This is a genomic window from Pseudomonas sp. 20P_3.2_Bac5 (assembly GCF_025466035.1).
In the GTDB taxonomy this organism is placed as follows: domain Bacteria; phylum Pseudomonadota; class Gammaproteobacteria; order Pseudomonadales; family Pseudomonadaceae; genus Aquipseudomonas.
Genome location: NZ_JANLOA010000051.1, coordinates 1 through 22,074 on the forward strand (window position 1 = coordinate 1; position 22,074 = coordinate 22,074).

The following is a 22,074-nucleotide window of genomic DNA, read 5'->3' on the forward strand; positions in this document are numbered from 1 at the left end:
TGCGCCTGGCGCTTGATCCACTTCTCACTCAACGTCGAGAAAAAGCGCTCAACCATATTCAACCAAGATGCCGAGGTCGGTGTGAAATGGACCTGGTAGCGCGGGTGTGCTGCAAGCCTCTGCGAATGCCGCAACTCACGAGCATTCGCGAACTTAATGAAACCTCACCCCAAGCCCTCTTTACTCTCACGACTCGACCAACAAAACCCAAACAACACCAACCCCTCCACCGGCTCATAAAACATCATCACCAGATCCGCCCCCCAACTCTGGTAGTGATACGCCGGCACGCTAGCCACATGATGGAACGGATTACCCGCAGGGCTACACGGATACCCCGCCGTGATTCCACTCTTCTCACATTCCGCATAACCCAGCGTCAGGCTGGACACCGGGAACTTCATGAAGTCCGCCACACCGCCAATCTGCTCGACGAACGTCATCTGCTCAACCCGGTGCAGGGGCACCTTCCTCGCCAGCTCCGACGGGCAAAACAGCAACCCTGATTCGCGATACTTCTCTCGGGCCGCCTCAAAAGCCGCTTTCTGGTCAGAATAATGAGCCTGCAAACTTTCCCGCGCTTCGACATACGGATCAGCAAGGTGCTCGTTACCTGCATGCAGGAAGAAATAACGCGGATCACCCATCAGTCGGTAGCGTCCGTCTTCGACCTTGAAACCAATCCAGTTGGTGTGCAACAACCGGGTGTGCCACGGGGTGTCTTCTGTCGCCTGACCAACGTACTCGTGCTCGGTTGGCTCCAGCGGCCCCAACATTGTCAGATAGCCCGACCACTCTGGGTTCACCACACTCAGGTCAATGCCGAAAAACGGCTGCAAGTGCTCGATGAGGTCGGCCTGATCATCCACGAACACCGTCTCCGGGTCGGGGAACGGGTACAGGCCATAAGGGACGTTTCGGTAGTCCGGCCAGTTCTTCGCTACTTCTCGGAGCACACTCATGGCCTCCCGGTCTGTACTCAAGCCTTCCTTGTAAACCTTCAACAGGGCCTGCGCTGCCTCGAAATGTTCCGGGCTGAGCTGTGCCAGATCATCCGCGTTGACGGTATAGCCGGAACACTCCTGCATCGACAGTACGATCGCGCGTAAACACCTAGCGGACGCCCGATGGTCATGGACGAGGGCGTCCTTGTATTTGAGAAAGGGGGATTCGCTCATCTTTGGTCGTCCTTAGCCCAGATTTTTTGAAGTAAGAAAAACGGCATCCCGAAGGATGCCGTTTTGTATCACACAAAAAGCGCAATCAGGACGCTACGACCGCCGCCTGAGCAGCCTGTGCCTCTGCCGCCGCCCGCGCATTCTGGCGCGCCATGCCGCTGGCGTAGAGCTTGTCCAGCTCGGCCTCACCACGCGCAATCAGCTCTTCCTGAGACTGTGCAATCTTCTTCACCACGAAGTAGTGCAGGGCGGTGAGTGCGGCGTAGCCGACCACCAGTGCAGTGTCGACGTCGTCACTGCGGCGTTGCGTCAGCATGTAGGCGAAGGCCGCCAGGTAGATCAGGCCGCCGCCGTAGGTCAGCAGGGCTTCGATCTTGTGCGAGCCCGGCACGACGTTCTTGGTGTAGATACCGCCATTGCCGTTCCAGTTGATCCAGCCCGCCCAGACCAGCGGCGACATCAGCGCGAACAGCGGGAACATCGCCCAGCCGAAGACCACCAGGATGCCGCCCCAGACCAGCGAGGCCACGGGATGGTATTTGGTGCCGATATCGACGAATTTCTTGCTGGTGGAGTAGTTGATGTCGAGGAAGCTGCGGCCTTTCCAGCTCATGGTGCCGAAGATGTGGCCCGGGCGCGCCTGCAGGTTGCCGTTGCCGGAGTAGGTCACGTCGGTGTCACGGTTGATGTCGTACAGCCAGGTGTTGTGGCTGACCTGCACGTCATGGCTGGTGTGGCTCTCCAGGTTGCCGAAGGCGTTCTGCTGGACGTGGGTGTCGCTGAACACGGTGTGGTTGGTCCTGGTGTCCAGCACGCGGCCGACCAGCAGTTGCATGTCGTCCAGGGCATTGGCGCTGTCGCCGAACACGGTGCGCCCGGATTTGCCCCGCTGCCAGATCGAAAAACCGACGTAGCCGATCGCGGCGCCAATGGCCAGCCAAGGCCAGCGGTAGGAGGTGACGATTTCGATGTTGTACATCAGATCGATTTCGGACTCATAGATGAACCAGAAGGCCGCCAAAGCACCCGCGCCGGCGAAGGCCAGCGCCGATTTGCGCTTGAATGCCGCGTAGCCGGCAGCGACCGTCAGCAGAAAGATGATAAAGCTCACTTCGTATCCTCGTATTGGTAAGACCGGTTTCCGGTTCGGCGACAAGATACCGGCGCCAAGGACCTGAGGCGAGTGAAAGTTGCATTTTGCTATCACTCGGAAAGGCCTCTGAACCGGGCCTTGAAGCGTTTCAGTTGAAGTGGCCTCATCGCTGGCAAGCCAGCTCGCACAGGTTCGGTGCCATGCTTCGATTTTGAGATCAGCGAAGATCTTCGGCGATGAGGCCGGCAGATACAGCCCGGTTGCCTGGCGTGGCCTCATCGCGAGCGAGCTCGCTCCTACAGGTCCGCAGTTTCTGTAGGAGCGAGCTTGCTCGCGAATTGACTCACCGCGAATACCGCGCCAACGCTTTGCGCAGCATCCCCCGCACATGCTCGCGCAACCCCACCGGCCCCAGCACCTCGATATCCGCCGCATTGCTCAACAAAAACAAGCGCAAGCCCTGGCTGTCGAGAATGTTGCAGGTCAGTTTCCAATGCTCGGCACCATCGGGTTGCAACACCTGATCATCAGTCAGCGGGTTCTCCCACAGCCGGTTGTACAGGTTGGCGCCCAGGCGCAGTTCCAGGTGGATTTCGCGGTCGCCATGCAGGGTCATCAGGTGCCGCTGGGCCTCCAGCGAATGCACGTCGTAGCCCTCGGGATCGGCGATGTTCACCCGACCCGTGTCGATCGCGACGATGCGGTGCAGCATCAACGCACACAACTCGCCCGGCCCGTTGCTGCCGTATTTGCCGCGCGGTTTTTGCGGGTCTGGCTGATAACCATCAAGCCACTGTTCTTCCGCCACCAGCGCCGACAGGTAGGTGTTGGAATCCTGGTGGGAGAGGGCCAGCGGCTTGAGTTGATAGACACACAGCGCATCATCCGCATCCCGCGGGCGGTAGGTCACGGTCAGCGGCTCGTCGAGGTAAATCGCCTGTTGCAGGCGGGTCAGCAACGCGGCGTCATAGCGCCCGGGCCGCAGCACCATGAAGCGGGTGCCAGAGGTGATGCGCCGGCCCAGATCAATCCCGCGCGGGGTCTGATGGTTCATCACGTGGATGGCGAAGTTGCGCAGCTCGGTCAGTTGTTCGGTGTGGGTCTTGAGCCCGAAGCGTTCGGCATGATCGAAGATCGCCGACAGGGTCATGGCCTCGATCGGCAGCAATTTGAGCTCATGCTGGTATTTGCTGATCCGCCACAGGATCGGCAGGCCGTTGCCCTGTTCCTCAGGCTGCACCACTCCTTTTCCTTCGAGCCATTCGAGGTCGCGATTGATGGTCTTCAGCGAGCCGGACCATTCGCTGTCAGCGCCGTGCATCAGTTTGAGCAGGGTCGAGGCGGGTTGCGCTTGCTGTTGGCGGCCCAGCGCCTGGAGAAGCCGCTCGCGGCGAATTTCAAAATTTTTCATCGAATCTGGCGGACCTGGACAAAAAGTGGGAAGGCTGGCTGTTTTCATACCCGGGCTGACAGGCGATAGTGCCTGCGCCAGCCCACAGGAGCATTACATGAAGCGTCAGTCCTACCTCGCTGCTACTCACGTTGCCGGTTTTATCGACTGGTTGGCCACCGAGCTTGAATCGGTTTCGCTGTTCCGCCACCAATACGTCGATCGCCGCAAGGCATCCATCTGGCAGTGCAGCGACCTGTTCGACGCGTTCGAAGGCTACCGCTGGAACCATCCCGGCAACGAGCGCCTGGGCTACGACGCCGGCGATTGCCCACGCAGCAACGCCATCGCCCTCGATGCCCTGCGCCGTGACCTGCTGGCGGCCAGCGGCGATGATGCACGCAGCCTGCTGGCCTCGCTGGACGTGATGGCCTGGGGCGGCGTCAGTGCCCGCAATGCCGACTGGCTCAAGACCAACGAGCAGGGCCTGGCGCAGACCCTGCACACGGTCAAGGCGGCGCTCGACGCCGGCGATCCGCAAGCGCCGGTACTGCGCGACAAGGGCCTGCGTTTCAACTCCGGGATGACCAAGGTCTACTCGCTGCTCTGTGAAGACTTCCTGATCTACGACAGCCGCGTGGCGGCGGCGCTGGGCTGGCTGGTGGTCAAGTACTGCAAGGCCAAGCACCTGGCCTGGGTCCCGGCCGAGTTGTGCTTCCCCTGGGCGGCGGCCAAGGAGGGGGTCAACAGCGCCGCGCCGAAGCAGCGCAATCCGGGCAACCCGCACCTGCAGTTCAAGCGCCTGCGCGCCGGGCATCACCATGCGTTGTGGAACCTGCGGGCAAGCTGGCTGCTCAGTGCGGTGCTGGCGCATCCGGCAGCGGCGGACAGCCGTTTCAATCGAGTGACCGGGCCGGTCACGCCGCTGCGGGCGCTGGAGGCCGCGTGTTTCATGATCGGCTATGACCTGGGCACGGACGACGGTGTGCAGGAATGCAGCGACGAATTCGCCCAACGGATTCTGGCGGTGGCGGAAGAGGATTTTGTCGAGATCGACGCCGATGAGCTGATCGGGCAACTGGATGAAATGATCAAGGTGGCGCGGGAGAACAACAGCGGGCGAGTGTGACGCGCGGGGCAGGAGGGGCCGCGTCGGCGGCCCCCACGCCTTGCATCAGAAGCTGTATTTCACGTTGAACATCACGTTGCGCGGGTCACCGTAATAGGCGGTGTTGTAGTTGCCGATACCGCTGTAATACACCCGGTCGAACAGGTTGTTGAGGTTCACCGTGCCCTTGAGCTCGTCAGTGAAATCGTAACTGGCCAGCAGGCCAACCACCGCGTAGCTGCCACGATTGAGCTTCTGCGGCCCGACCTGCTCGTCGAAGCTGTCGTCGATAAAGAAGCTCGCGCTCTGCCATTGCACATTGCCGCCGACGGTGGCCTTGTTCAGCACCCCCGGCAGGCGGTAGCTGGTGGCAGCCTTGAGCAGGTGCTGCGGCTGGGTGGTGGCAACGCGCACATGGTCGGCGTCATAGGACGCCTGGTAGACGTAGCCGGCATTGATGTTCCAGCCCGGCAGCAGCTCGCCGGCAATCTCCAGTTCCACACCATTGGTCGTCGCCCCCGATACCGGACGCATCTCGGCATTGCCCGCACTGTTGGTCCGGCCAGTGCTTTCGGCGAGGTTGTCCTGCTTGAGCTGGAACAGCGCCAGGCTGGCGTTGAGGCGGCCTTCGAAGTACTCGCCCTTGATCCCCACTTCATAGCTTTCACCGGTCAGCGGGTCGATCGGATTGTCGCGGGCATCCTTGTTGTACGGCTGCGGTTTGAAGATGTCGGTGTAGCTGGCGTAGACGGTGTACTGCTCGTTCAGGTCGTAGGTGATGCCGGCGTAGGGGATGACCTCGCCGCGGTTGCTGGTCGGGTAACTGCGGGTCCGGCCAAGCGCGTTGAGGCTACTCAGGGTCCAGTCGTAGTCGTTGACCCGGGCACCGATGATCACGTTGAAGGCATCAGTGGGCTTGAGCACCACGGCCGCGTAGCTGACCTTCTGCGTGGCATCGATTTTCTGCGTCGACCACCACGCCCAGTCGGTGGGGTAGGTGGCGTTGTTGTTCCAGGTGAACGGGTTGACGCTCTCGTCGGTGGTGCCGTCGGTGCGGCGGGACTCGGCGTCGGTCTTGGAATAGTTGTAGCCGACCACCAGTTCATGCTCGCGGCCGAAGAGCTGGAACGGCCCCTTGGCGTACACGTCGAAGGACTTTTCTTCGGTGTCGGTATCGAACTTCGAGGCGCCGCCGTAATAGAAACCGTGGTCGATGGTGTTTGTAGCCGGGTCGATGTGCGCGGCCGACAGCCCGGCGAGGATTTCCCGCGATTTGTACTTGCGGTAGGTGGCGGTGGCCTTGAGCATCCAGTCGTTGTCCAGACGGTGCTCGATGCCGACGAAGCCGCGCGAGGTGTCCTGGTTGCGGTAGGCCCACTTGTCCGCCGGGTTGCTTGAGCGCGACAGATCGACCCGCCGGCCATCGCTGTAGAACACCGGCAGGTGGGCGTTGCTGGTCGCGTCGTTGTTGTTCTTCTGGTAGTCGAAGCCGGCGCTGAGGGTGGTGGCGTCATTCAGGTCGGCTTCGAGGATGCCGTAGAAAACCTGCTGCTCGCCTTTCTGGTAGTCGATGAAGCTATCGTGCTGCTCGCTGCCGGCGACCATCCGCCCGCGCAGCGCGCCGCTGTCCACCAGCGGGCCGGAGACATCCAGCTCGGTGCTGTAGCGGTCCCAGGAACCGGCGCCCGCGCCGACATGGCCCTGGAATTCACGGGTCGGGCGTTTGCGCACCAAGTTGATTACCCCGGACGGATAACCGATGCCGTTGACCAGGCCGGTAGCCCCCTTGAGCACTTCGACGCGGTCGTAGATCAGCGAGTTGCCGATGCTGTAGTTGTCGCGCACGTTGCCGCCGTCGGTGCTCAGGCTGGGAATGCCGTCGTACTGGAAGGCCTGGATTTCGAAGCCGCGGGAATAGTAGGTGTAGCCCTCGGAGTTCTCGCGGTTGACGGTGACGCCAGGGGTCTGTTGCAGCACCGAGGCGAGGTTGACCAGGCCCTGGTCGTCCATCTGCTGGCGGGTCACCACGCTGACCGATTGCGGCGTCTTGCGCAGCGACAGGTCCATGCGCGTAGCCGAGGCGCTCTGGCCGACGGTGTAGGCGCCGGTGCCCTCGGAGGTCGCGCCGAGGGCTGCGCTGTTGATGGTGGTGGCGCCCAGTTCCAGCGAGCCGTCCGCTTTGGGCAGTGGCCGCAATGCGTAGCTGCCGTTGCTTTGCGGCAGCGCTTGCAGGCCGCTGCCCTGCAGCAGAATGGCGAAGCCCTGGGCGACGCTGTAGCGGCCGTCGAGGCCGGCGGACTGGCGGCCTGCGGTCAAGGCGGCATCGAACGAGATGGCGGTGCCGGACGCCGAACCGAAGGCGGCGAGCACCGACGTCAGGCTGCCGGCGGCAATCCGGTAATGCTGCTCGGCGCTGACTTCGGCGGCGCTGACGACGCCTGGCAGGCTGCCGACAGCAATGGCCCAAAGCCCGAGACGGATGGCCACGGCCACGGGTTTCAGCAAGCGTGCGTGCGGGTACTTCATGGTGTTCCTCCCCCAAATGAGGCCGTGCAAACGGCACTTGTCGAGGGATTGGCCGAGCGGGAAAAGCAAATCGTGCAACGCCCCTGAAATTATTTTCCGCGTGGGACGCTCAGGCGTCGGCGGGCAGCACCGTGACCCAGTAATCGCTGCGCCGCACCACCCGCAGGCCGAAGCCGCTTTCCAGCGCCGCCAATGCGCGGTTGGTGTCGTCCAGCGGGAAGGCGCCGGAAATCTTCAGCCGGGCGATAGCCGGATCGCAACGCAGCCAGCCATGGCGATAGCGCGACAGCTCGGCGAGCAGATCGGCCAACGGCCGCTCGATGGCGATCAGGCTGCCGTTGCGCCAAGAGGCGACCGCAGCGTCGCTGGTTCTCGCCGCGCCGACGCTGACGCGATCGAAACGCACCTGCTGGCCGGCCTCCAGACGCAGCACTTGTGGGCTCAGCGCCGGGCGCACCTCCACGGCTTTTTCCAGCACCGCGACCTCGCACCAGGCGTCGTCGCTTTGCACCGTAAAACGCGTGCCGAGGGCGCGGACCTGGCCTTGCGCGGTCTCCACCAGGAATGGCCGAGCCAGTGAGTCCGCCGCAGTCTCCACCAGCAGCCGGCCGCTGAGCAGGCGCAGCAGGCGGCGGTCGTTGTCGAACGCCACATCCAGCGCCGAATGGCTGTCGAGCAGCAGCGAACTGCCGTCGGCCAGCGTCAGGCGGCGTTGTTCGCCGACGCCGGTGTGGTAGCTGGCGGTCATCGCGATGCGCCAGTCGCTGTCCCAGGTTCGCCAGCCCAGCGCGCCGACGCCGGCCAACACCAGCAACTGGCGCATGACCCGCCGGCGTGTCTGCCCGGCGTTGCGCAGGGCCGAGGCGGCGACCTTGCCCGGTACGCCCTCGACCATCCGCCGCACCTGTTCGACCTGCTGCCACGCCTGGCGATGCAGCGGGTCGGCGTTGTGCCAGAGCTGCCATTGCTGGCGCTCGGCTTCGCACTCGCAGCCCGACGACAGCCGCGCGTACCACTGCGCGGCGCTGCGCAGGGCATCGCGTTCGGCCGGGTCGAGGACGGGGCGCGCGTCGCTCACAGCAGGCCCATCTGCATCAGGCAGCAATGCTCGACGGCCTTGGCCATATGGTTGTTTACCGTACGCAGGGAAATACCCAGGCGCTCGGCGATCTTCGGATAACTCAGGCCCTCGAGCTGGGACAGGATGAAGGTCTGCTTCACCGTGTCGCCGAGTGCGTCGAGCATGCGGTCGATCTCCACCAGGGTCTCCAGAACGATGGCCTGTTCTTCCTGGGACGGATGCTCGCGCTCGGGCAAGGCGGCGAGGGCTTCGAGGTAACTGTGCTCCAGCGCCCGGCGCCGGAACAGGTCGATCACCAGGCCCTTGGCCACGGTGCTCAGGTATTGCCGCGGCTCGCGGATGTCCAGGGCCTGGCGTGCCTTGATCACCCGCACGAAGGTGTCCTGGGCCAGGTCGGCGGCATCGCTGCTGTTGTCCAGACGCTTGCGCAACCAGCCACGCAACCAGCCGCAATGGGTGGCATAGAGGTCATGGACGGCGGAACGCAGGGCGATATCGTCGGCGGGCATGAGAAAACATCACTAATGAGAATTGGTTGCAATTCTCACCTTGTTGTAGCGGGGTTTGCAATGACTTGTTACGGCTATTGAGCCGGGAGGGAAATGCCCAGTTCGACGGGGCAGGGCTGAGACCACCCGGTACGCGAACTGCTGGATGCACTGAGGGTTTCAGCCGCGGGCTGATTTCCGAATGAATCTCTGCCCGTCCGGGGTGGTCACAAAAATGTCGACCATCCCCAATCGAGCCCGCAGGGCAGAGAGGTATTCATGAGCAATGATGAACTGGAGCGTGAAGTCCTGACCCGTTTGTTGCACGCGCACCCGGAAGGACTGGGCAAGGAAATTCTCGACAACTACCGCGGCGAAAAGGCCGTGGCCGGGACGCTCAAACACCTGCAGGAACGCAATCTGATCCACGGCAACCCGGTGACCGTGCAGGACCATGAACCCTCGGTGACCTTTCCGATCAAGCTGACCAGTGCCGGCGTCGATGCCGCGCGGCGGGCGGATGGGGCAGGCGCTCAAGGACGTTAATCGTTGCAGCGACCGCGACGGTCCGGCGCCCCCGAACCGTCGCGGTTGCCTGCGCTGTTACAGCACCGGCGTACGCGGCGGAATCATCCGCCGGTTGCCGGTGGCTTCGAACGCCGCGCCGAGGCGCAGCAGGTTCGAGTCGTCATAGGCGCGACCGGCGAAAGTCAGCCCCACCGGCATGCCGATATCGGCCATCACGCCCATCGGCACGGTGACGGTCGGCACGCCGAGGTGGCGAATCGCGAGGTTGCCGTTGGCGACCCAGACACCGTTACTCCAGGCGATATCCGCCGACTCAGGGTTCACATCGGCATCCGCCGGGCCAACGTCGGCCACGGTCGGGAACAGCACCGCGTCCAGCTTCAGCTCATCCATCCAGTCTTCCAGGTCGATCTTGCGGGTCTTCTCCAGGCCGCGCAGACCGTCCGGCACGGTGCTGATTTCGTTCCACGGGGTGATGCCGCGCTCGGCCATTTTCACGTACTCGTCCATGCCGGCGGCGAGGTCGCCTTCGCGGTTGGGCAGGGTGCCGGGGTCGTGCGGGAAGATCTTCGGCCCGTCGACATCCACCAGGCGATTGAGCTTCGGATCGCCGTTGGCCTGGAGGAAATCGTCGAAGGCCCAGGCGGTCAGGTCCCACAGTTCATGGTGCAGGAACTCCGGCGAGACGGTGCCGCGGTTGAACACGGTCGGTGCGCCCGGACGGTCGCCTTCGCAGTTGGACACCAGCGGGAAGTCCACTTCGATCACTTCGGCACCGGCCGCTTCCAGGGCCTGGCGCGCCTGCGTCCACAGGTCGATGACCGAGTCGCGGGTGTTGATGCGCTGGCCGGTCGGGCCGCCAATGCCTGGTGTTTCCGAGGTGCCGGCCAGTTCATCGGCATTGATGTACATGCGCGGCACGCCCAGGCGTTTGCCGGCCAGGGCACCGGCGCCCACCGCCAGTTCCTGGTAGGAGGCCGGGCGCACCGAGGCAACGTTCGGGATCGGCACCCAGGTTTGCAGGCGCCACAGGTCGCCACGGGTGTCCTTGTCTTCGGCGACCACTACGTCGAGCACTTCGAGCAGGTCGGCCATGGTCCGTGCGTAGGGCACCACCACGTCCATGGTCGGCGTCAGCGGCCAGTTGCCGCGAACCGAAATCACCCCACGCGACGGGGTGTATGCACACAGGCCGTTGTTCGAGGCCGGGCCGCGACCGCTGGACCAGGTTTCTTCCGCCAGGCCGAAGGCCGAGTAGCTCGCAGCGGTGGCAGTACCGGCACCGTTGGACGAACCGGAGGCGAACGGCGCGGTGAGGTAACCGGCGTTGTACGGGCTTTCGGCGCGGCCATAAACGCCGCGCTGCATGCCGCCGTTGGCCATGGGCGGCATGTTGGTCTTGCCCAGGCAAATCGCCCCGGCAGCCCGTAGGCGCTCGATGGTGAAGGCGTCGCGATAGGCCACCAGCTCGGCGAAGGCCGGGCTGCCGGACGCGGCGGTCAGGCCCTTGACCAGATAGCTGTCCTTGGCGGTGTACGGAATGCCGTCCAGTGGGCCGAGGGTTTCACCCCGGGCGCGGCGGGCGTCGGAGGCTTCGGCTTCCTTGAGGACTTCGGGGTTGCGCACCACCACCGCGTTGAGTGCGGTGGGCGTGTCGGCGCCGTCGTAGGCATCGATCCGGGCAAGGTAGGCCTTGACCAGTTCAACTGCGGTGGTTTGCCCGGATTCGAGCGCGGCACGCAGTTGGGCAATGGAAACTTCGGTGACCTCGATCATGCAGCTTGCTCCGGTGACTGACAGGTAACAGGGAAAGTGCTTCCCTCACGCAGGGACATCAGGCTTTTCAAATTGTTATCTCGTTCGATACCCCGTTGTGCGGCTTTACGCAACAGGGCGGCCTAAAGTGGGCGATATATTTAACACTTGGCGCTGAACAAGGGAATGGGGACTACGCCAGACCTGATGATTTTGGCGATAAAGGGCAGCTTTCGCTATTTGGAGGTGTAGAAAAATACGAACAGTCGAACGCTGTCTGCCGAGGCATCAGGATCATTCAGAAGGGAGGGTGAAGCAGAAGAAGAAAATGGCAGGGGCGGCTGGATTCGAACCAACGCATGGCAGGATCAAAACCTGCTGCCTTACCGCTTGGCGACGCCCCTGTTGCGACGGATGAAAGTACATCCAGATGCAGAATCCTGCTGCTTGCGAAGACGATTTCGCGAAGAACCCTGTGGTCCGTTGCAGGATGGGCGGCAATTTATCAACTTTTGTTACGTCTGTGAAGCCCCTTTTAAAACGAAAGGGGTTTTAAAACAGCGACTTAGTTTGCGGGTCACCGTCATTGGCTCCGGCGAAAAGCCGACAGCATCGCGTTGGCGCCCGCAGATGGGGTAGGGTTGCGGACCGCATCTAGCGAAATTTCCCACATCCCCAAGGACGGAGAGCGATCGTGTTCCCATTGGATATCTGGCTGGCCTACACCGCCGCCTGTCTGCTGCTGGTGATTTCCCCCGGTCCCGACAACCTGCTGGCGATCGGTCGCGGTCTGAGCCAGGGGCGGCTGGCGGCGATCGTCTCGGGGGTGGCCTCGGGGGCCGGCATTCTCTTTCACACCACCACAGCAGCATTGGGCCTGACCCTGTTGATGCAGACGTCGGCGGTAGCCTTCTGGGTCGTCAAGATCATCGGTGCCGGTTACCTGCTTTGGCTGGGCATCAAGGTGCTGCGCTCGCGCAACCTGATCAACTTCGCGCCGGCAGCCAGGCAGCCGCTGCGCAACATCTTCCTCACCGGTTTTCTGTCCGCAGCGCTCAACCCGAAGCCGGGTCTGTTCGTGCTGGCCTTCATCCCGCAGTTCGTCAATCCGCAACTGGGTTCAGTGACGCTGCAGATGTTTGTCTATGGCGTGTGGTTCGCCGCGCTGACGGCGGTGGGCTTTGCGCTGATGGGGGTGTTCGCCACCGCGCTGACCCAGTCGCTACGCCAGCGGCCACGGCTGGTTAACGGCCTGAATGTCGGGGCAGGGGTGACGTTCGTTGCCTCGGGTGTCTCGGTGGTGGCGCTGACCCAGAAATAAATCCTGCCCTCGGTTTGGCACGCGACTGAAGACTGCCCGGGAATTTTCGTTCAAGGGGTGTGTCGCATCTCCCACGGGCCACTTTACGTGGTCCCATCGCGTCGCTCTAATAGCAAACCCGCGGCTCGGGCTGGCCCGCGCCGGTTTTCCGCATTACACAAGGAACAGTGACCGTGATCATTGGCATCGATCTGGGTACGACCAACAGTCTGGTCTCGGTATGGGACGGCGAGTCCGCCCGTCTGCTGCCCAACGCCCTTGGCAATTACCTGACGCCCAGCGTCGTCGGCCTCGACGACCAGGGCCAACTGGTGGTGGGCGATATCGCCCGCGAGCGCCTGCAGACCCACCCGCAATTGACCACCGCACTGTTCAAGCGCCACATGGGCAGCGGTCGCGAAACCCGTCTCGGCCAGCGTGCCTATCGCCCCGAAGAACTGTCGGCGATGCTGCTGCGCAGCCTCAAGGCGGACGCCGAGCGGGCGCTTGGCGAGACGGTCAGCGAAGCAGTGATCAGCGTGCCGGCCTATTTCAGTGACGCCCAGCGCAAGGCCACGCGTATTGCCGGCGAGCTGGCGGGGCTGACCGTCGAAAAACTCATCAACGAACCCACCGCCGCCGCCCTGGCTTATGGGTTGCACCAGCGCGACGAAAGCACTTTCCTGGTCTTTGACCTTGGCGGCGGCACCTTCGACGTGTCGGTGCTGGAGCTGTTCGAAGGGGTGATGGAAGTGCGCGCCAGTGCCGGCGACAACTTCCTCGGCGGCGAAGACTTCGACGACAGCCTGGTAGCGCACTTCGTCGCGCGGATCGGCGCGAAAGACCTGCCGGACGTCAATCGCCCTGAACTGGCCCAGCGTTTGCGCCGTGAAGCGCAGCGCGTCCGCCATGCCCTAGGCCACGCCAGCGAAGCGCGCTTCAACCTCAGTGACGACGGTCGCGAATGGCACCTCGACCTGACCCAGGACGACCTCGCGACGGTGGTTCGCCCCTTGCTCGACCGCCTGCGCGCGCCCATCGAACGAGCGCTGCGGGACGCACGGATCAAAGCGGCGGAACTGGACGAGGTGCTGCTGGTGGGCGGCACCACGCGCATGCCGCTGGTGCGCAAGCTGGTGGCGTCGCTGTTCGGGCGCATTCCTTCCATGCAGTTGAACCCGGACGAAGTGGTCGCCCAGGGCGCGGCGATCCAGGCGGCGCTCAAGGCCCGCGATGCTTCGCTGGAAGAAGTGGTGCTGACCGATGTCTGCCCCTACACCCTCGGGATCGAGACGTCGGTGCAGGTGGCGCAGGGTTATCAGAGCGGGCATTACCTGCCGATCATCGAGCGCAACAGCGTGGTGCCGGTGAGTCGTTCGCGGGTGGTGTCCACCTTGAGCGATGGTCAGGAGCATGTGCTGGTGCGCATCTTCCAGGGCGAAGGCCGGCTGGTGCAGAACAACATCTTCCTTGGCGAGCTGGACATTCCGGTGCCCAAGCGCCGGGCCGGCGAAGTCGACCTCGACGTGCGCTTCACTTACGACAACAACGGCCTGCTGGAAGCCCAGGTGCACCTGCCGATCAATGGCGAGACGCGCACCCTGGTGATCGAGAACAACCCCGGCGTGCTGGACAAGGACGAAATCGCCCGGCGCCTCGCTGACTTGCAGCAATTGAAGGTGCACCCCCGCGACCAGCAGACCAACACCTTGCTGCTGGCGCGGCTGGAGCGCCTGTATCAGGAGCACCTCGGCCATCGCCGCGAGCACATCGCGCAACTGGCCCAGTACTTCCAGCAGGCGCTGGAAACCCAGGACGAGCAGCAGGTGCGCAAGGCCTACAGCAGCGTTGCCGAGCACCTGGCGCAGATCGAGCAGGAGGGCTGAGGGTTCATGAGTCATTGGCAATTGCTGGACCTGACCCCTGACGCGGACGAGCGTGCGGTAAAACGCGCCTACGCCCGGTTGCTCAAGATCCATCGTCCTGACGAAGACGCCGCAGCTTTTCAGCAACTGCGCGAAGCCTACGAAACCGCGTTGGCCGAGTTGCGCTGGCGGGCGCAGTGGGAAGAGGAGGACGAACAGGACGAGGCGCCGGAGCCGCTGCCGGTTCTGGCCGCAATCGATGAAGGCGGGGCGTTGTCAGTCGCCCCCGCACCCGCGCCGGTTCGGGCTGAGCCGGAGGAACCGGACTATGCCGCGTACGTTCGCGCCATTCCGGAGCCGGCTATCTCGATGGGGCAAATTCGTCAGTGGTTCGCCGAGGGCCACGAGCATCGGCTGCTGTCGGTATTGCCGCAGATCCTCGCCAGCGAATGGATGCTGTCGTTCGATCGCCGGCAATGGTTCGAGGAGCAACTGCTGGATTGCCTGGAGCATGAGGGACATTGGTCCGCCGCGTTCTTCGATCAGTTGGCCGCGCGCATGGACTGGAGCGATGCCAAGGGTCATATCCCCTGCTCGGGGCCGCGCTGGCGCCACCTGATGGACTTGCGTGCGGCAGCGTTCGAGGTGGACGGCGTGCGGCGTGACGTGCAGGGCCCAAACCCGGACGCGGTGCTGTCGTTCCTGTTCGTGCGGCAAAGCGATCTCGACCGACGGCAACTGGCCGATGGCATGGACGCGGACCAGTGGGCGCATTGTCAGCAGGTGGCGGAAAGCTTCGAACAGCGCAATCCGACAACGCTGCAACGCTTGGGACTTGAACTGGTGGATGACTGGCGGGCGTGGCTGCCACGCACGGCGGTGCCGTTCTGTCTCTATTTGTGGTTGCTTGCCTGTGGATTCATGGCGCTGAAATTCCTGCCTCTGGCGCAAACCCGGCCTTCCGCTTACGTCCTCCGGGTGGTGTCGTCGGGGTTGCTGGCGGCGGCGGGCAGTGTGTGGGCTTATGTCATCTGGCGCAGGATCGCCATGTGGCTGACGCGGCTGGATATGCCCCTCAGTCGCGCGGTGTTGCCGGACAGGCTTTATCGCCGGGGCGCGGGCCTGTTGATCCTGCGTCATGTGGTGCCGTGTGCGGCGCTGTCGTGGCTGGCGGCGTGGCATCTGCGGGAACTGTCATCGACTTGGTGGCCGGTGCCGCTGGCGGTGTTTCCGTTGGTGCTGTACCTCGCTGATGCCACCTTGCGCGGCACTATTCCTGCGCCGTGGAGCCGGATGTACCAGGCCTTGACCCGGCCGACGGATGAGGCGGGTTGGTAATGCGTTCCGTCGCTTTTGCTCTTCGTGCACGTTAGTTCAGACGCTGCAAATTGCAAAAAAAAGCCCTCGCAACCTGACAGTGCGAGGGCAAACGAGTGGAACCCCATTGACGTTGTTGCCTCAGCCCCGGTCGACCCGGTACACGCCGATCAGCACTTCACTGTCGCTGACGTCATCGATCGTGCCGACGTGGGTATAGCCCTTTACCCGGCGGAGTCCTGACGGACGGCACGGTGTGACAGTAGTAATGCATTCATGGTCGATTCCTCACGGGTCAGTTGGCTGCCGGGTTTAGCGGGTCGGGTCTGCACGGCTGTTTCAGCAGGCTGTCGCAGGCCGGTTGCGCCGCAGGCACCTGGACGCCCTTGAGTTCACCCAGCACCAGCGTCGAAGGGTGCTGCGCGTCATGCAGCAGTTTCGGCTTGGCGGGCAGGGCGAAGGTGTCGAAGCCATAACCGCCGGTGCGCCCCGGCGCGTCGATCCACAGGCGCACTCTTGAGCCTGCGCGCAACGGATGGGAGAACGGCGGGATTTCCACCCGGCCCAGTACGGGCGTATCCGGCAGCATCGGTTCGACGGCATCCGGGGTGTCCAGCCGCCAGGGGCGCAGCGCGGTGGACTTGCCGTCATCCAGCTTGCGCGCCGACATCCGCAGCCAGCCGCGCTGGATAAACACTTCCTGTCCGTCGGGCAGCAACTGGGTGAGGGTGACCTGCACGTCCAGGTCCGGCCCCATCGGCGTCGACAGCCAGAGGTCGGCGCTGCCGGGGCCATAGCTCAGCAGGTCGCGCGTCAGCGGCGCGCTGGTGTACGCCAGGCTGCCTTTTTCCCAGCCCGGTTTGAGCTGACCCCAGGCGTTGTCTTCCTCGTAAGTGTTCACGTCGGGGCCGGCCACCGGGTAGGCGTATTCGTCCGGCTCGCCCTCGGGCTTGCCGCCTTCGATCAGCTTGCCGCCGCCGACCAGGGCAAAGCGCACCGGGGTGATGTCCAGCGGCAGGCGCTCGCGTTGCAGCGTCCAGCCGGGGGTGGCGGTTTCATTGAGGTCGTGCGGGGTGTCGCGTTGGGCGCTGGCGGTCTCCTGCCAGATTTCGACGTGCGGGGTGCCATTGAAGTCGTTGTCCTGGCCTTTGACAAAGTGATCGAAGAAGGCCACCAGCTTGTCGCGGAAATGCCGGGACTCGTAGAGGTCGTGCGGGCCGTTGCTCTGCACGGTCCACAGTTGTTCCGGGCGCACGGTCTCGTGGTAGTAGCCCTCGCGGGCCATGACCGCCTCGTCCTGCCAGGCTTCGAAGGACAGGATCGGCACCTGGATCAGGTGGGTGCGGTCACGGAGGTTGCGCTGGTTGACCCACTCGTCGCGCAGCGGATGGCGGATCAACTGGTAGGTCAGGGCGTGCTTGCCGATGTCCGCTTTGTTCTTCGCCAATTGGCTCAGGCAGCGGCTGTCGTTTTCGCTGGTGGCGCTGGCCTTGACCGCGGCCCAGCGCTGGTCGAGGTACCAGTGCCAGCCGGTGACGAACTCCGGCGCCGGCACCCCGCCCGGTGCCCAACTGTCGCCGCGGGCATCGCCCAGCACCATGCCGGGGGCGATCGCCTTGAGGCTCGCAGGGCGCTCGGCGGCGGTCATCAGTTGCGACATGCCGGACCAGGACCAGCCAAACATGCCGACCTTGCCGTCGGACCACGTCTGTTTTGCGATGAACTCGATGGCGTCACGGCCATCGGTGCCGTAGGCCGGACCGAGGAAATCGAAGGTGCCCTGGGAGCAGCCGGTGCCCCGGGCCTGCACGCCGACCACGGCATAGCCGAGGCTCACCAGTTGCTTGTCGAGATCGACCGAGAAGGTTTCATCGTCAGCCAGGTAGGCGCTGCCGCCGATGCTGCCGGAGTCGTAGCCGCTGTAGCGGACCAGCACCGGGAAACGGCCCTGGTTGGCCGGCAGCAGCGCCGAATAGCGCAGCTCGGTGCCGTCCGCCGTCTTGATATAGCCGGTTTCGCGTTTGGCCCAGAAGGGTTGCCATTGGCGAGCCGGGGCGGAGCTGACGTCCTGGCCGGGAATGTCCTGAGCGGCGTACGCGGTGCCGCCCAGCAGTGTTGCGGCCGCCAGGCTGGCGGCCATTGCAGTTGTGCGAAAAAGCATGATGAGCACCCTGGATCAGAAGCGTTTCGAGGCGGAAACCATCAGCGTCGCCGAGCAGATGTCGTCGATGCCCTGGGTGGATTCGCATTCGGCTTTCGAGAGGTCGGTATCGACGTAGGCGAGGCGCCAGGCGACGCCCAGCAGTTCCTTGCTCAGCCCCACCTCCCAGTCGCGATAGCCGCTGCGGGTGCTGCCGTCGTGGCTGACATAGACCGGGTCCTTGGCGTCGGAGTAGCCGAGGCGCAGGTCCAGCGTCGATTCCCAGGGCAGGTCGAGGGTGTAGCCGGCCCAGATCACGCCGCGGTCGTCGCCGTAGGGTTTGACGTCGCGGGTGTACTTCACGCCCAGCGTGGCGTTCCAGGCCGACAGTGTGCCGATCCACTCGCTGTAGTTGAAGGCGCTCTCGCGGGGATAGTCGTATTCGTAGTAAATGAGCGAGGCGCTCAGGGTGTCGTTGAAGGCATGCTCGATACCGACGTAATAGTCGTATTCGCGACGGGCATCGCTGTCGAAATCGATGTTGGATGTGAAGATGCCTGCCAGCAGGCCGCTCGAATGATGGAGGCTGACATCGAACTGCAAGGCCGGTTTGTTAAGGGTTTGCGAGATCCCGCCGGTGCGGTAGTCGCTCATCGCCGCGACCAGCACATCGAGGGTGAAATCCGGGTTCAGCTCCACGGCCTGTGCTGGCAAGGCCTGGCTCAGCAAGACCGCTGCGCCGAGTCGCACTGTGATCGCTTTCATCTGCTCCGCTCCGTTTATTATTCTTGACGGCAGATTGACGCTTTAATAGTTATTTGTATTACTGATTTTGTTGTGTGAGGCTTGTCGTGCGACGCGTCATTGTCGTAGACGTCCTTAATTTATTGGCTTTATGCGGCGTGCCTCTATCCGTCTTGCGCATGAAACGGGTAGATGATTAATAAAATTAACAAATTACCGGGGTAAGAGCATGGCGATCAAGGTGCTGGAAGCTCACGAAGTGAGCGAGCATCGTGTGGCGTTGCCGGGCTGGCAGGAGCAGTACACGCAGATGTCGGCGGGCCATTTTCATGGCCGGCTGGTGCATGCGCAGACGGGCGCCGTCGAGCTGTACGAGGAGCACATGAACCTGCGTGTCGAGCAGGAATTCCATGCCCCGCCTGATGCCCTGGTGTTCAGCTTCGACATGAGCGACGACGCGCTGTACCTGCTCGATGGCCAGACCCGCAATGCCTGGGTCACCCCGGAGAACTACCGCGAGGTGGCGGTGGTGTTGAAGCAGCCGGCGGCCTGGAAGCGTTCCGCCGCGGAGTTTCGCCAACTGGTGTTGCAACCGCTGCGCTCGACCGGCTGCCGCTCGTTCGCCGACTCGCTGAGTGGCGTGCTGGCGGGTGCGCTGGAAGGCCATGTGGACGTCGATGCGCCGGGCTTCGCCGAGCAGATTGCCGAGGGTTGCTTCCTGTTGCTGGACGAGGCGCTGGACGTCGGAGCGCGCCGGCGTTCGGAGAACCAGGCGCGGCGGGTGGTCGAGCGGGTCAAGGAAGTGGTCAACGACTGCCCGCAGGACAGCTTCGGCGTGCTCGACTTGGCGGAAGCGGCGGGGGTGTCGGTGCGGCATTTGCAGCAATCGTTCATGCGTTACGCGGACATGCCGCCGACGGTCTGGCTGCGCAATCGCCGCTTGAATGCGGTCAGGCGTGATTTGCTGGCGGCGGACCCTGGTCAGGTGACTGTGGCCGAAGTGGCGATGCGCTGGTCGTTCTGGCACCTGGGGCGGTTTTCGCAGTCGTATCACGCGCTGTTCGGGGAGTATCCGAAGGCGACGTTGAAGCGGGGATAGGCAGATTTTGTGCTGCCCTTCATCATTGGCAAGGCCAGCACCCACAGCGGGGGCTGGCCGGATACACCAACGAGGTCTGCCAAAGCCGACCTTCAGCCTGGCCTAAAAGTCATACCGCCCCGTAACCCCCACCGTCCTCGGCGTTCCCAGCACCCCCGTGTACCCGCCATTCGGCGAGTTCCACAGCGTGGTGTAGTAGGTCTTGTCCGCCGCATTCTTCACCCATAGCGACACATCCCACTGCCCATCGGCGAGGTCGCCGCGTACGCCGGCCGAGAGGTTGACCAGCGCATAGCTCGGCAATTGCGCATGTTCCGAGTCGTCCACCGTGCCCACGGCATGGGAGCGGAAGGCGTAGCTGGCGTTCACGTACGGTCGCAACGGGCCGGCTTCCCATTCATAGGTGCCGCTGGCGTTGAGGATCCATTTCGACGCGCCGACCACGGTGTGCCCGCTCAGGTCGCAGGACGCCGGCGCGCCGGGCTGCAAGGCGACTTCGGCCGGGCAAGGGGCGTTGTTGTAGTCGAGGTAGCGTACGTCGTTGAGCGAGCCGTTGAGGTTCAGGGTCAGGCCACGCACCGGCAGCAGGGTCGATTCGAATTCGACGCCGCGGCTGCGCACGGCGCCGGCGTTGGTCAGGTAGCTGGTGAGGTTGGCGTCGTCGTAGGCGTTGGTCTGGTAGCCGTGGACTTCGGTCCAGAACAGGTTGGCGTTGAGCAGCAGGCGCCGGTCGAGCAGGGTGCTCTTGATCCCCAGTTCGGCGTCGTTGGCCCGTTCGCTGCCGATCAGCAGGGAGTCGGCACCGGCCACCGGCGCGCTGGCGACGCTGAGGTTGACGCCGCCCGATTTCTCGCCGTGGGACAGCGAGGCATAGCCCATCACCTGGTCGTTGAAGCGATAGGCCAGGCTGACCAGCGCCGACGGGCTGAAGCTGTAGACGCTGAGGTCGCCCGAGTCATACGCGCCGAGGCGCGCCTGGCGGACGCTGGCCGCCGCACCGCTGACCGCCGCGCCGCCGCTTGGCGCGTAGCGACCGACCCGCGCTTGCTTCACCTCGTAAGTGCCGCGTACGCCGGCGGTGAGGTCCAGGCGCGGGGTCAGGTGCCAGGTGCCTTGGGCGAACAGGGCGAAGCTGTCGGTGTCGATGCGGCCTTTGCCCAGGCTGTAGACGTTGTTCAGCGCGCCCTGCGGCGTGCCGTTCCAGGTGTCGGCCAGCGGGCCGTAGTCGGTGAAGACTTCGTTGCGCATTTCCTGGCGGAAGTAATAGGCGCCGAGCACGTAATCGAAGCGTTCGCCGGTCGGCGAGGCCAGGCGCAGTTCCTGGGAATACTGCTGGTCCCGCGCCGACTGGCCGACGTTGTACATCACCGGGACGTTGAGTTCGTCGTCGTTGCGCGGGGTGAAATCCCACCAGCGCCAGGCGCTGACGGAGGTCAGGGTGTAGTCGCCGGGCAGGCTCCAGTTGGCTTCCAGCGAGGTGCCGCCCTGGAACACTTTGACGTTCTGGTCGGCGTCGAGGTTGACGTGGCGCCCCTGGGCCAAGGTCGCGCCCACCGCGGCGGCGCGTTGCTCGTAGCGGTTGACGCCGTTGATGGTCGGGCCGGTACTGAACAGCGAGCGGGTGCCGGCGCTGGAGTCCTCTTCGTTGTAGTCGGCGATCCAGCGCAGGTTGAAGGATTCATTCGGTTCGAACAGCAGTTGCCCACGGAAGCCCTGGCGGGTTCCGCCGCCGAGGGTGTGGCCGTCGTGGTCGTTCTCGACGTAGCCGTTTTCCCGGGTGCGATAGGCAGAGAAACGCCCGGCCAACTGGCTGGTCAATGGCCCGCCGATGCTGGCGTGGGTCTGCACGTAGCCGTCTTCGCCAAACGAGGTCGAGACGCTGCCTTCCGGGGTGAACGAGGGCCGGCGGGTGCTGATATTCAGCACGCCGGCGGTGGTGTTCTTGCCGAACAAGGTGCCTTGCGGGCCGCGCAGCAGTTCGAGTTGCTCGATGTCCAGCAGGTCGAACACGGCCATGCCGGGGCGGCCGAGGTAGACGTTGTCCAGGTAGATCCCGGCGCTGCCTTCCAGGCCGTCGCTGGCCGGGTTGTTGCCGAGCCCGCGGATCGACAGGCTGGACTGCCGCGGGTTCATGAACGACACGTTGACGCTGGGCAGCGCTTGTTGCAGGTCCTGCACGCGGTACAGGCGCTGGTTTTCCAGGGTTTGCGCCGAGAGCACGGTCATCGCGGTGGGGACCGTCTGCACATCCTCCACACGGCGGCGGGCATTGACGGTGATAGTCTGCAAGGTCGCGTCATCGGCCTGCGGGCCCTCGACGGTTTCGGCGCTGTAACCCGGCGAGCAGGCCAGGGCCAGCAAACCGGGAAGAAAACGGGGCCAGGCGCACGCGCGGCTGTTTCGTTGCAAAGGCATGGTCATCATGAACTCCTGTGATGAGTGAACCTCTCGCTGCGCGTGGT

Annotated in this window: 17 protein-coding genes and 1 tRNA gene; 6 read left to right on the plus strand and 12 right to left on the minus strand. The window is 63.9% G+C overall.

Annotated elements, in window-relative coordinates:
• From NTD88_RS08780 to NTD88_RS08795, 4 genes are all read right to left on the minus strand, one after another.
• Positions 1 to 158: transposase (locus NTD88_RS08780; RefSeq protein ID WP_262155147.1), on the minus strand; the 158-nt coding region annotated here is incomplete at its 3' end.
• A gap of 6 nt (positions 159 to 164) precedes the next feature.
• On the minus strand, positions 165 to 1,178 hold the full coding sequence (locus tag NTD88_RS08785) for a hypothetical protein (protein ID WP_262155064.1): 1,014 nt from the start codon (positions 1,176 to 1,178) through the stop codon (positions 165 to 167).
• An 85-nt stretch (positions 1,179 to 1,263) separates the two neighbouring features.
• Positions 1,264 to 2,289 carry a hypothetical protein gene (locus NTD88_RS08790; RefSeq protein ID WP_262155065.1) on the minus strand — a complete coding sequence of 342 codons (1,026 nt, stop codon included), beginning with the start codon at positions 2,287 to 2,289 and terminating at the stop codon, positions 1,264 to 1,266.
• Between the two features lie 325 nt (positions 2,290 to 2,614).
• On the minus strand, positions 2,615 to 3,682 hold the full coding sequence (locus NTD88_RS08795; RefSeq protein WP_262155066.1) for a helix-turn-helix transcriptional regulator: 1,068 nt from the start codon (positions 3,680 to 3,682) through the stop codon (positions 2,615 to 2,617).
• A gap of 97 nt (positions 3,683 to 3,779) precedes the next feature.
• Between NTD88_RS08795 and NTD88_RS08800 the strand changes: the two genes are divergently transcribed.
• Entirely contained in the window at positions 3,780 to 4,790 is a 1,011-nt protein-coding gene (locus NTD88_RS08800) for a hypothetical protein (RefSeq protein ID WP_262155067.1), read from the plus strand.
• A gap of 45 nt (positions 4,791 to 4,835) precedes the next feature.
• On the opposite strand, the gene NTD88_RS08805 is transcribed toward NTD88_RS08800, so the two are convergent.
• The 3 genes from NTD88_RS08805 to NTD88_RS08815 all read right to left on the minus strand — a co-directional run bounded on the left by NTD88_RS08805 (position 4,836) and on the right by NTD88_RS08815 (position 8,885).
• Positions 4,836 to 7,295 (minus strand): TonB-dependent siderophore receptor, encoded by a 2,460-nt coding sequence (locus tag NTD88_RS08805; protein ID WP_262155068.1) that lies wholly within the window; start codon positions 7,293 to 7,295, stop codon positions 4,836 to 4,838.
• Between the two features lie 109 nt (positions 7,296 to 7,404).
• Positions 7,405 to 8,373: a FecR domain-containing protein gene (locus NTD88_RS08810; protein WP_262155069.1), complete on the minus strand. Its 969-nt coding sequence runs from the start codon at positions 8,371 to 8,373 to the stop codon at positions 7,405 to 7,407.
• The gene (locus NTD88_RS08815; protein ID WP_262130023.1) at positions 8,370 to 8,885 is read right to left on the minus strand and encodes a sigma-70 family RNA polymerase sigma factor; all 516 of its coding nucleotides are present in this window, start codon (positions 8,883 to 8,885) and stop codon (positions 8,370 to 8,372) included. The genes NTD88_RS08810 and NTD88_RS08815 overlap by 4 nt, the downstream gene beginning before the upstream one ends.
• Before the next feature lie 258 nt (positions 8,886 to 9,143).
• Between NTD88_RS08815 and NTD88_RS08820 the strand changes: the two genes are divergently transcribed.
• Entirely contained in the window at positions 9,144 to 9,410 is a 267-nt protein-coding gene (locus NTD88_RS08820; protein ID WP_095158760.1) for a hypothetical protein, read from the plus strand.
• Between the two features lie 57 nt (positions 9,411 to 9,467).
• On the opposite strand, the gene NTD88_RS08825 is transcribed toward NTD88_RS08820, so the two are convergent.
• Both NTD88_RS08825 and NTD88_RS08830 read right to left on the minus strand, forming a co-directional pair.
• The gene (locus NTD88_RS08825) at positions 9,468 to 11,168 is read right to left on the minus strand and encodes an amidase (protein ID WP_262155070.1); all 1,701 of its coding nucleotides are present in this window, start codon (positions 11,166 to 11,168) and stop codon (positions 9,468 to 9,470) included.
• A 308-nt stretch (positions 11,169 to 11,476) separates the two neighbouring features.
• Positions 11,477 to 11,551 (minus strand) — tRNA-Gln (locus NTD88_RS08830).
• A gap of 290 nt (positions 11,552 to 11,841) precedes the next feature.
• On the opposite strand from NTD88_RS08830, the gene NTD88_RS08835 reads away from it, so the two are divergent.
• The 3 genes from NTD88_RS08835 to NTD88_RS08845 all read left to right on the plus strand — a co-directional run bounded on the left by NTD88_RS08835 (position 11,842) and on the right by NTD88_RS08845 (position 15,650).
• Positions 11,842 to 12,468 (plus strand): LysE family translocator, encoded by a 627-nt coding sequence (locus NTD88_RS08835; RefSeq protein ID WP_095158762.1) that lies wholly within the window; start codon positions 11,842 to 11,844, stop codon positions 12,466 to 12,468.
• A 173-nt stretch (positions 12,469 to 12,641) separates the two neighbouring features.
• Positions 12,642 to 14,333, plus strand: coding sequence for a molecular chaperone HscC (locus NTD88_RS08840; RefSeq protein ID WP_262155071.1), 1,692 nt, complete (start codon positions 12,642 to 12,644; stop codon positions 14,331 to 14,333).
• A gap of 6 nt (positions 14,334 to 14,339) precedes the next feature.
• On the plus strand, positions 14,340 to 15,650 hold the full coding sequence (locus NTD88_RS08845; RefSeq protein ID WP_262155072.1) for a J domain-containing protein: 1,311 nt from the start codon (positions 14,340 to 14,342) through the stop codon (positions 15,648 to 15,650).
• 274 nt (positions 15,651 to 15,924) lie between these two features.
• Here the strand turns inward: NTD88_RS08845 and NTD88_RS08850 are convergent, their stop codons facing one another.
• Positions 15,925 to 17,790 carry a CocE/NonD family hydrolase gene (locus tag NTD88_RS08850; RefSeq protein ID WP_262155073.1) on the minus strand — a complete coding sequence of 622 codons (1,866 nt, stop codon included), beginning with the start codon at positions 17,788 to 17,790 and terminating at the stop codon, positions 15,925 to 15,927.
• A gap of 15 nt (positions 17,791 to 17,805) precedes the next feature.
• Entirely contained in the window at positions 17,806 to 18,534 is a 729-nt protein-coding gene (locus tag NTD88_RS08855; protein ID WP_262155074.1) for a TorF family putative porin, read from the minus strand.
• A 208-nt stretch (positions 18,535 to 18,742) separates the two neighbouring features.
• Between NTD88_RS08855 and NTD88_RS08860 the strand changes: the two genes are divergently transcribed.
• On the plus strand, positions 18,743 to 19,612 hold the full coding sequence (locus tag NTD88_RS08860; protein WP_095158767.1) for a helix-turn-helix domain-containing protein: 870 nt from the start codon (positions 18,743 to 18,745) through the stop codon (positions 19,610 to 19,612).
• A 102-nt stretch (positions 19,613 to 19,714) separates the two neighbouring features.
• Here NTD88_RS08860 and NTD88_RS08865 read toward each other — a convergent pair whose 3' ends face one another.
• On the minus strand, positions 19,715 to 22,033 hold the full coding sequence (locus tag NTD88_RS08865) for a TonB-dependent receptor (RefSeq protein ID WP_262155075.1): 2,319 nt from the start codon (positions 22,031 to 22,033) through the stop codon (positions 19,715 to 19,717).
• Positions 22,034 to 22,074 lie beyond the last annotated feature (41 nt).

What these genes read in the sequence shown, in the direction of transcription:
- NTD88_RS08785 (WP_262155064.1), bottom strand. Translation starts at nt 1,178, where the DNA reads ATGAGCGAATCCCCCTTTCTCAAATACAAGGACGCCCTCGTCCATGAC.
- NTD88_RS08855 (WP_262155074.1), bottom strand. Translation starts at nt 18,534, where the DNA reads ATGAAAGCGATCACAGTGCGACTCGGCGCAGCGGTCTTGCTGAGCCAG.
- NTD88_RS08865 (WP_262155075.1), bottom strand. Translation starts at nt 22,033, where the DNA reads ATGACCATGCCTTTGCAACGAAACAGCCGCGCGTGCGCCTGGCCCCGT.
- NTD88_RS08850 (WP_262155073.1), bottom strand. Translation starts at nt 17,790, where the DNA reads ATGCTTTTTCGCACAACTGCAATGGCCGCCAGCCTGGCGGCCGCAACA.
- NTD88_RS08820 (WP_095158760.1), top strand. Translation starts at nt 9,144, where the DNA reads ATGAGCAATGATGAACTGGAGCGTGAAGTCCTGACCCGTTTGTTGCAC.
- NTD88_RS08825 (WP_262155070.1), bottom strand. Translation starts at nt 11,168, where the DNA reads ATGATCGAGGTCACCGAAGTTTCCATTGCCCAACTGCGTGCCGCGCTC.
- NTD88_RS08860 (WP_095158767.1), top strand. Translation starts at nt 18,743, where the DNA reads ATGGCGATCAAGGTGCTGGAAGCTCACGAAGTGAGCGAGCATCGTGTG.
- NTD88_RS08800 (WP_262155067.1), top strand. Translation starts at nt 3,780, where the DNA reads ATGAAGCGTCAGTCCTACCTCGCTGCTACTCACGTTGCCGGTTTTATC.
- NTD88_RS08805 (WP_262155068.1), bottom strand. Translation starts at nt 7,295, where the DNA reads ATGAAGTACCCGCACGCACGCTTGCTGAAACCCGTGGCCGTGGCCATC.
- NTD88_RS08795 (WP_262155066.1), bottom strand. Translation starts at nt 3,682, where the DNA reads ATGAAAAATTTTGAAATTCGCCGCGAGCGGCTTCTCCAGGCGCTGGGC.
- NTD88_RS08815 (WP_262130023.1), bottom strand. Translation starts at nt 8,885, where the DNA reads ATGCCCGCCGACGATATCGCCCTGCGTTCCGCCGTCCATGACCTCTAT.
- NTD88_RS08845 (WP_262155072.1), top strand. Translation starts at nt 14,340, where the DNA reads ATGAGTCATTGGCAATTGCTGGACCTGACCCCTGACGCGGACGAGCGT.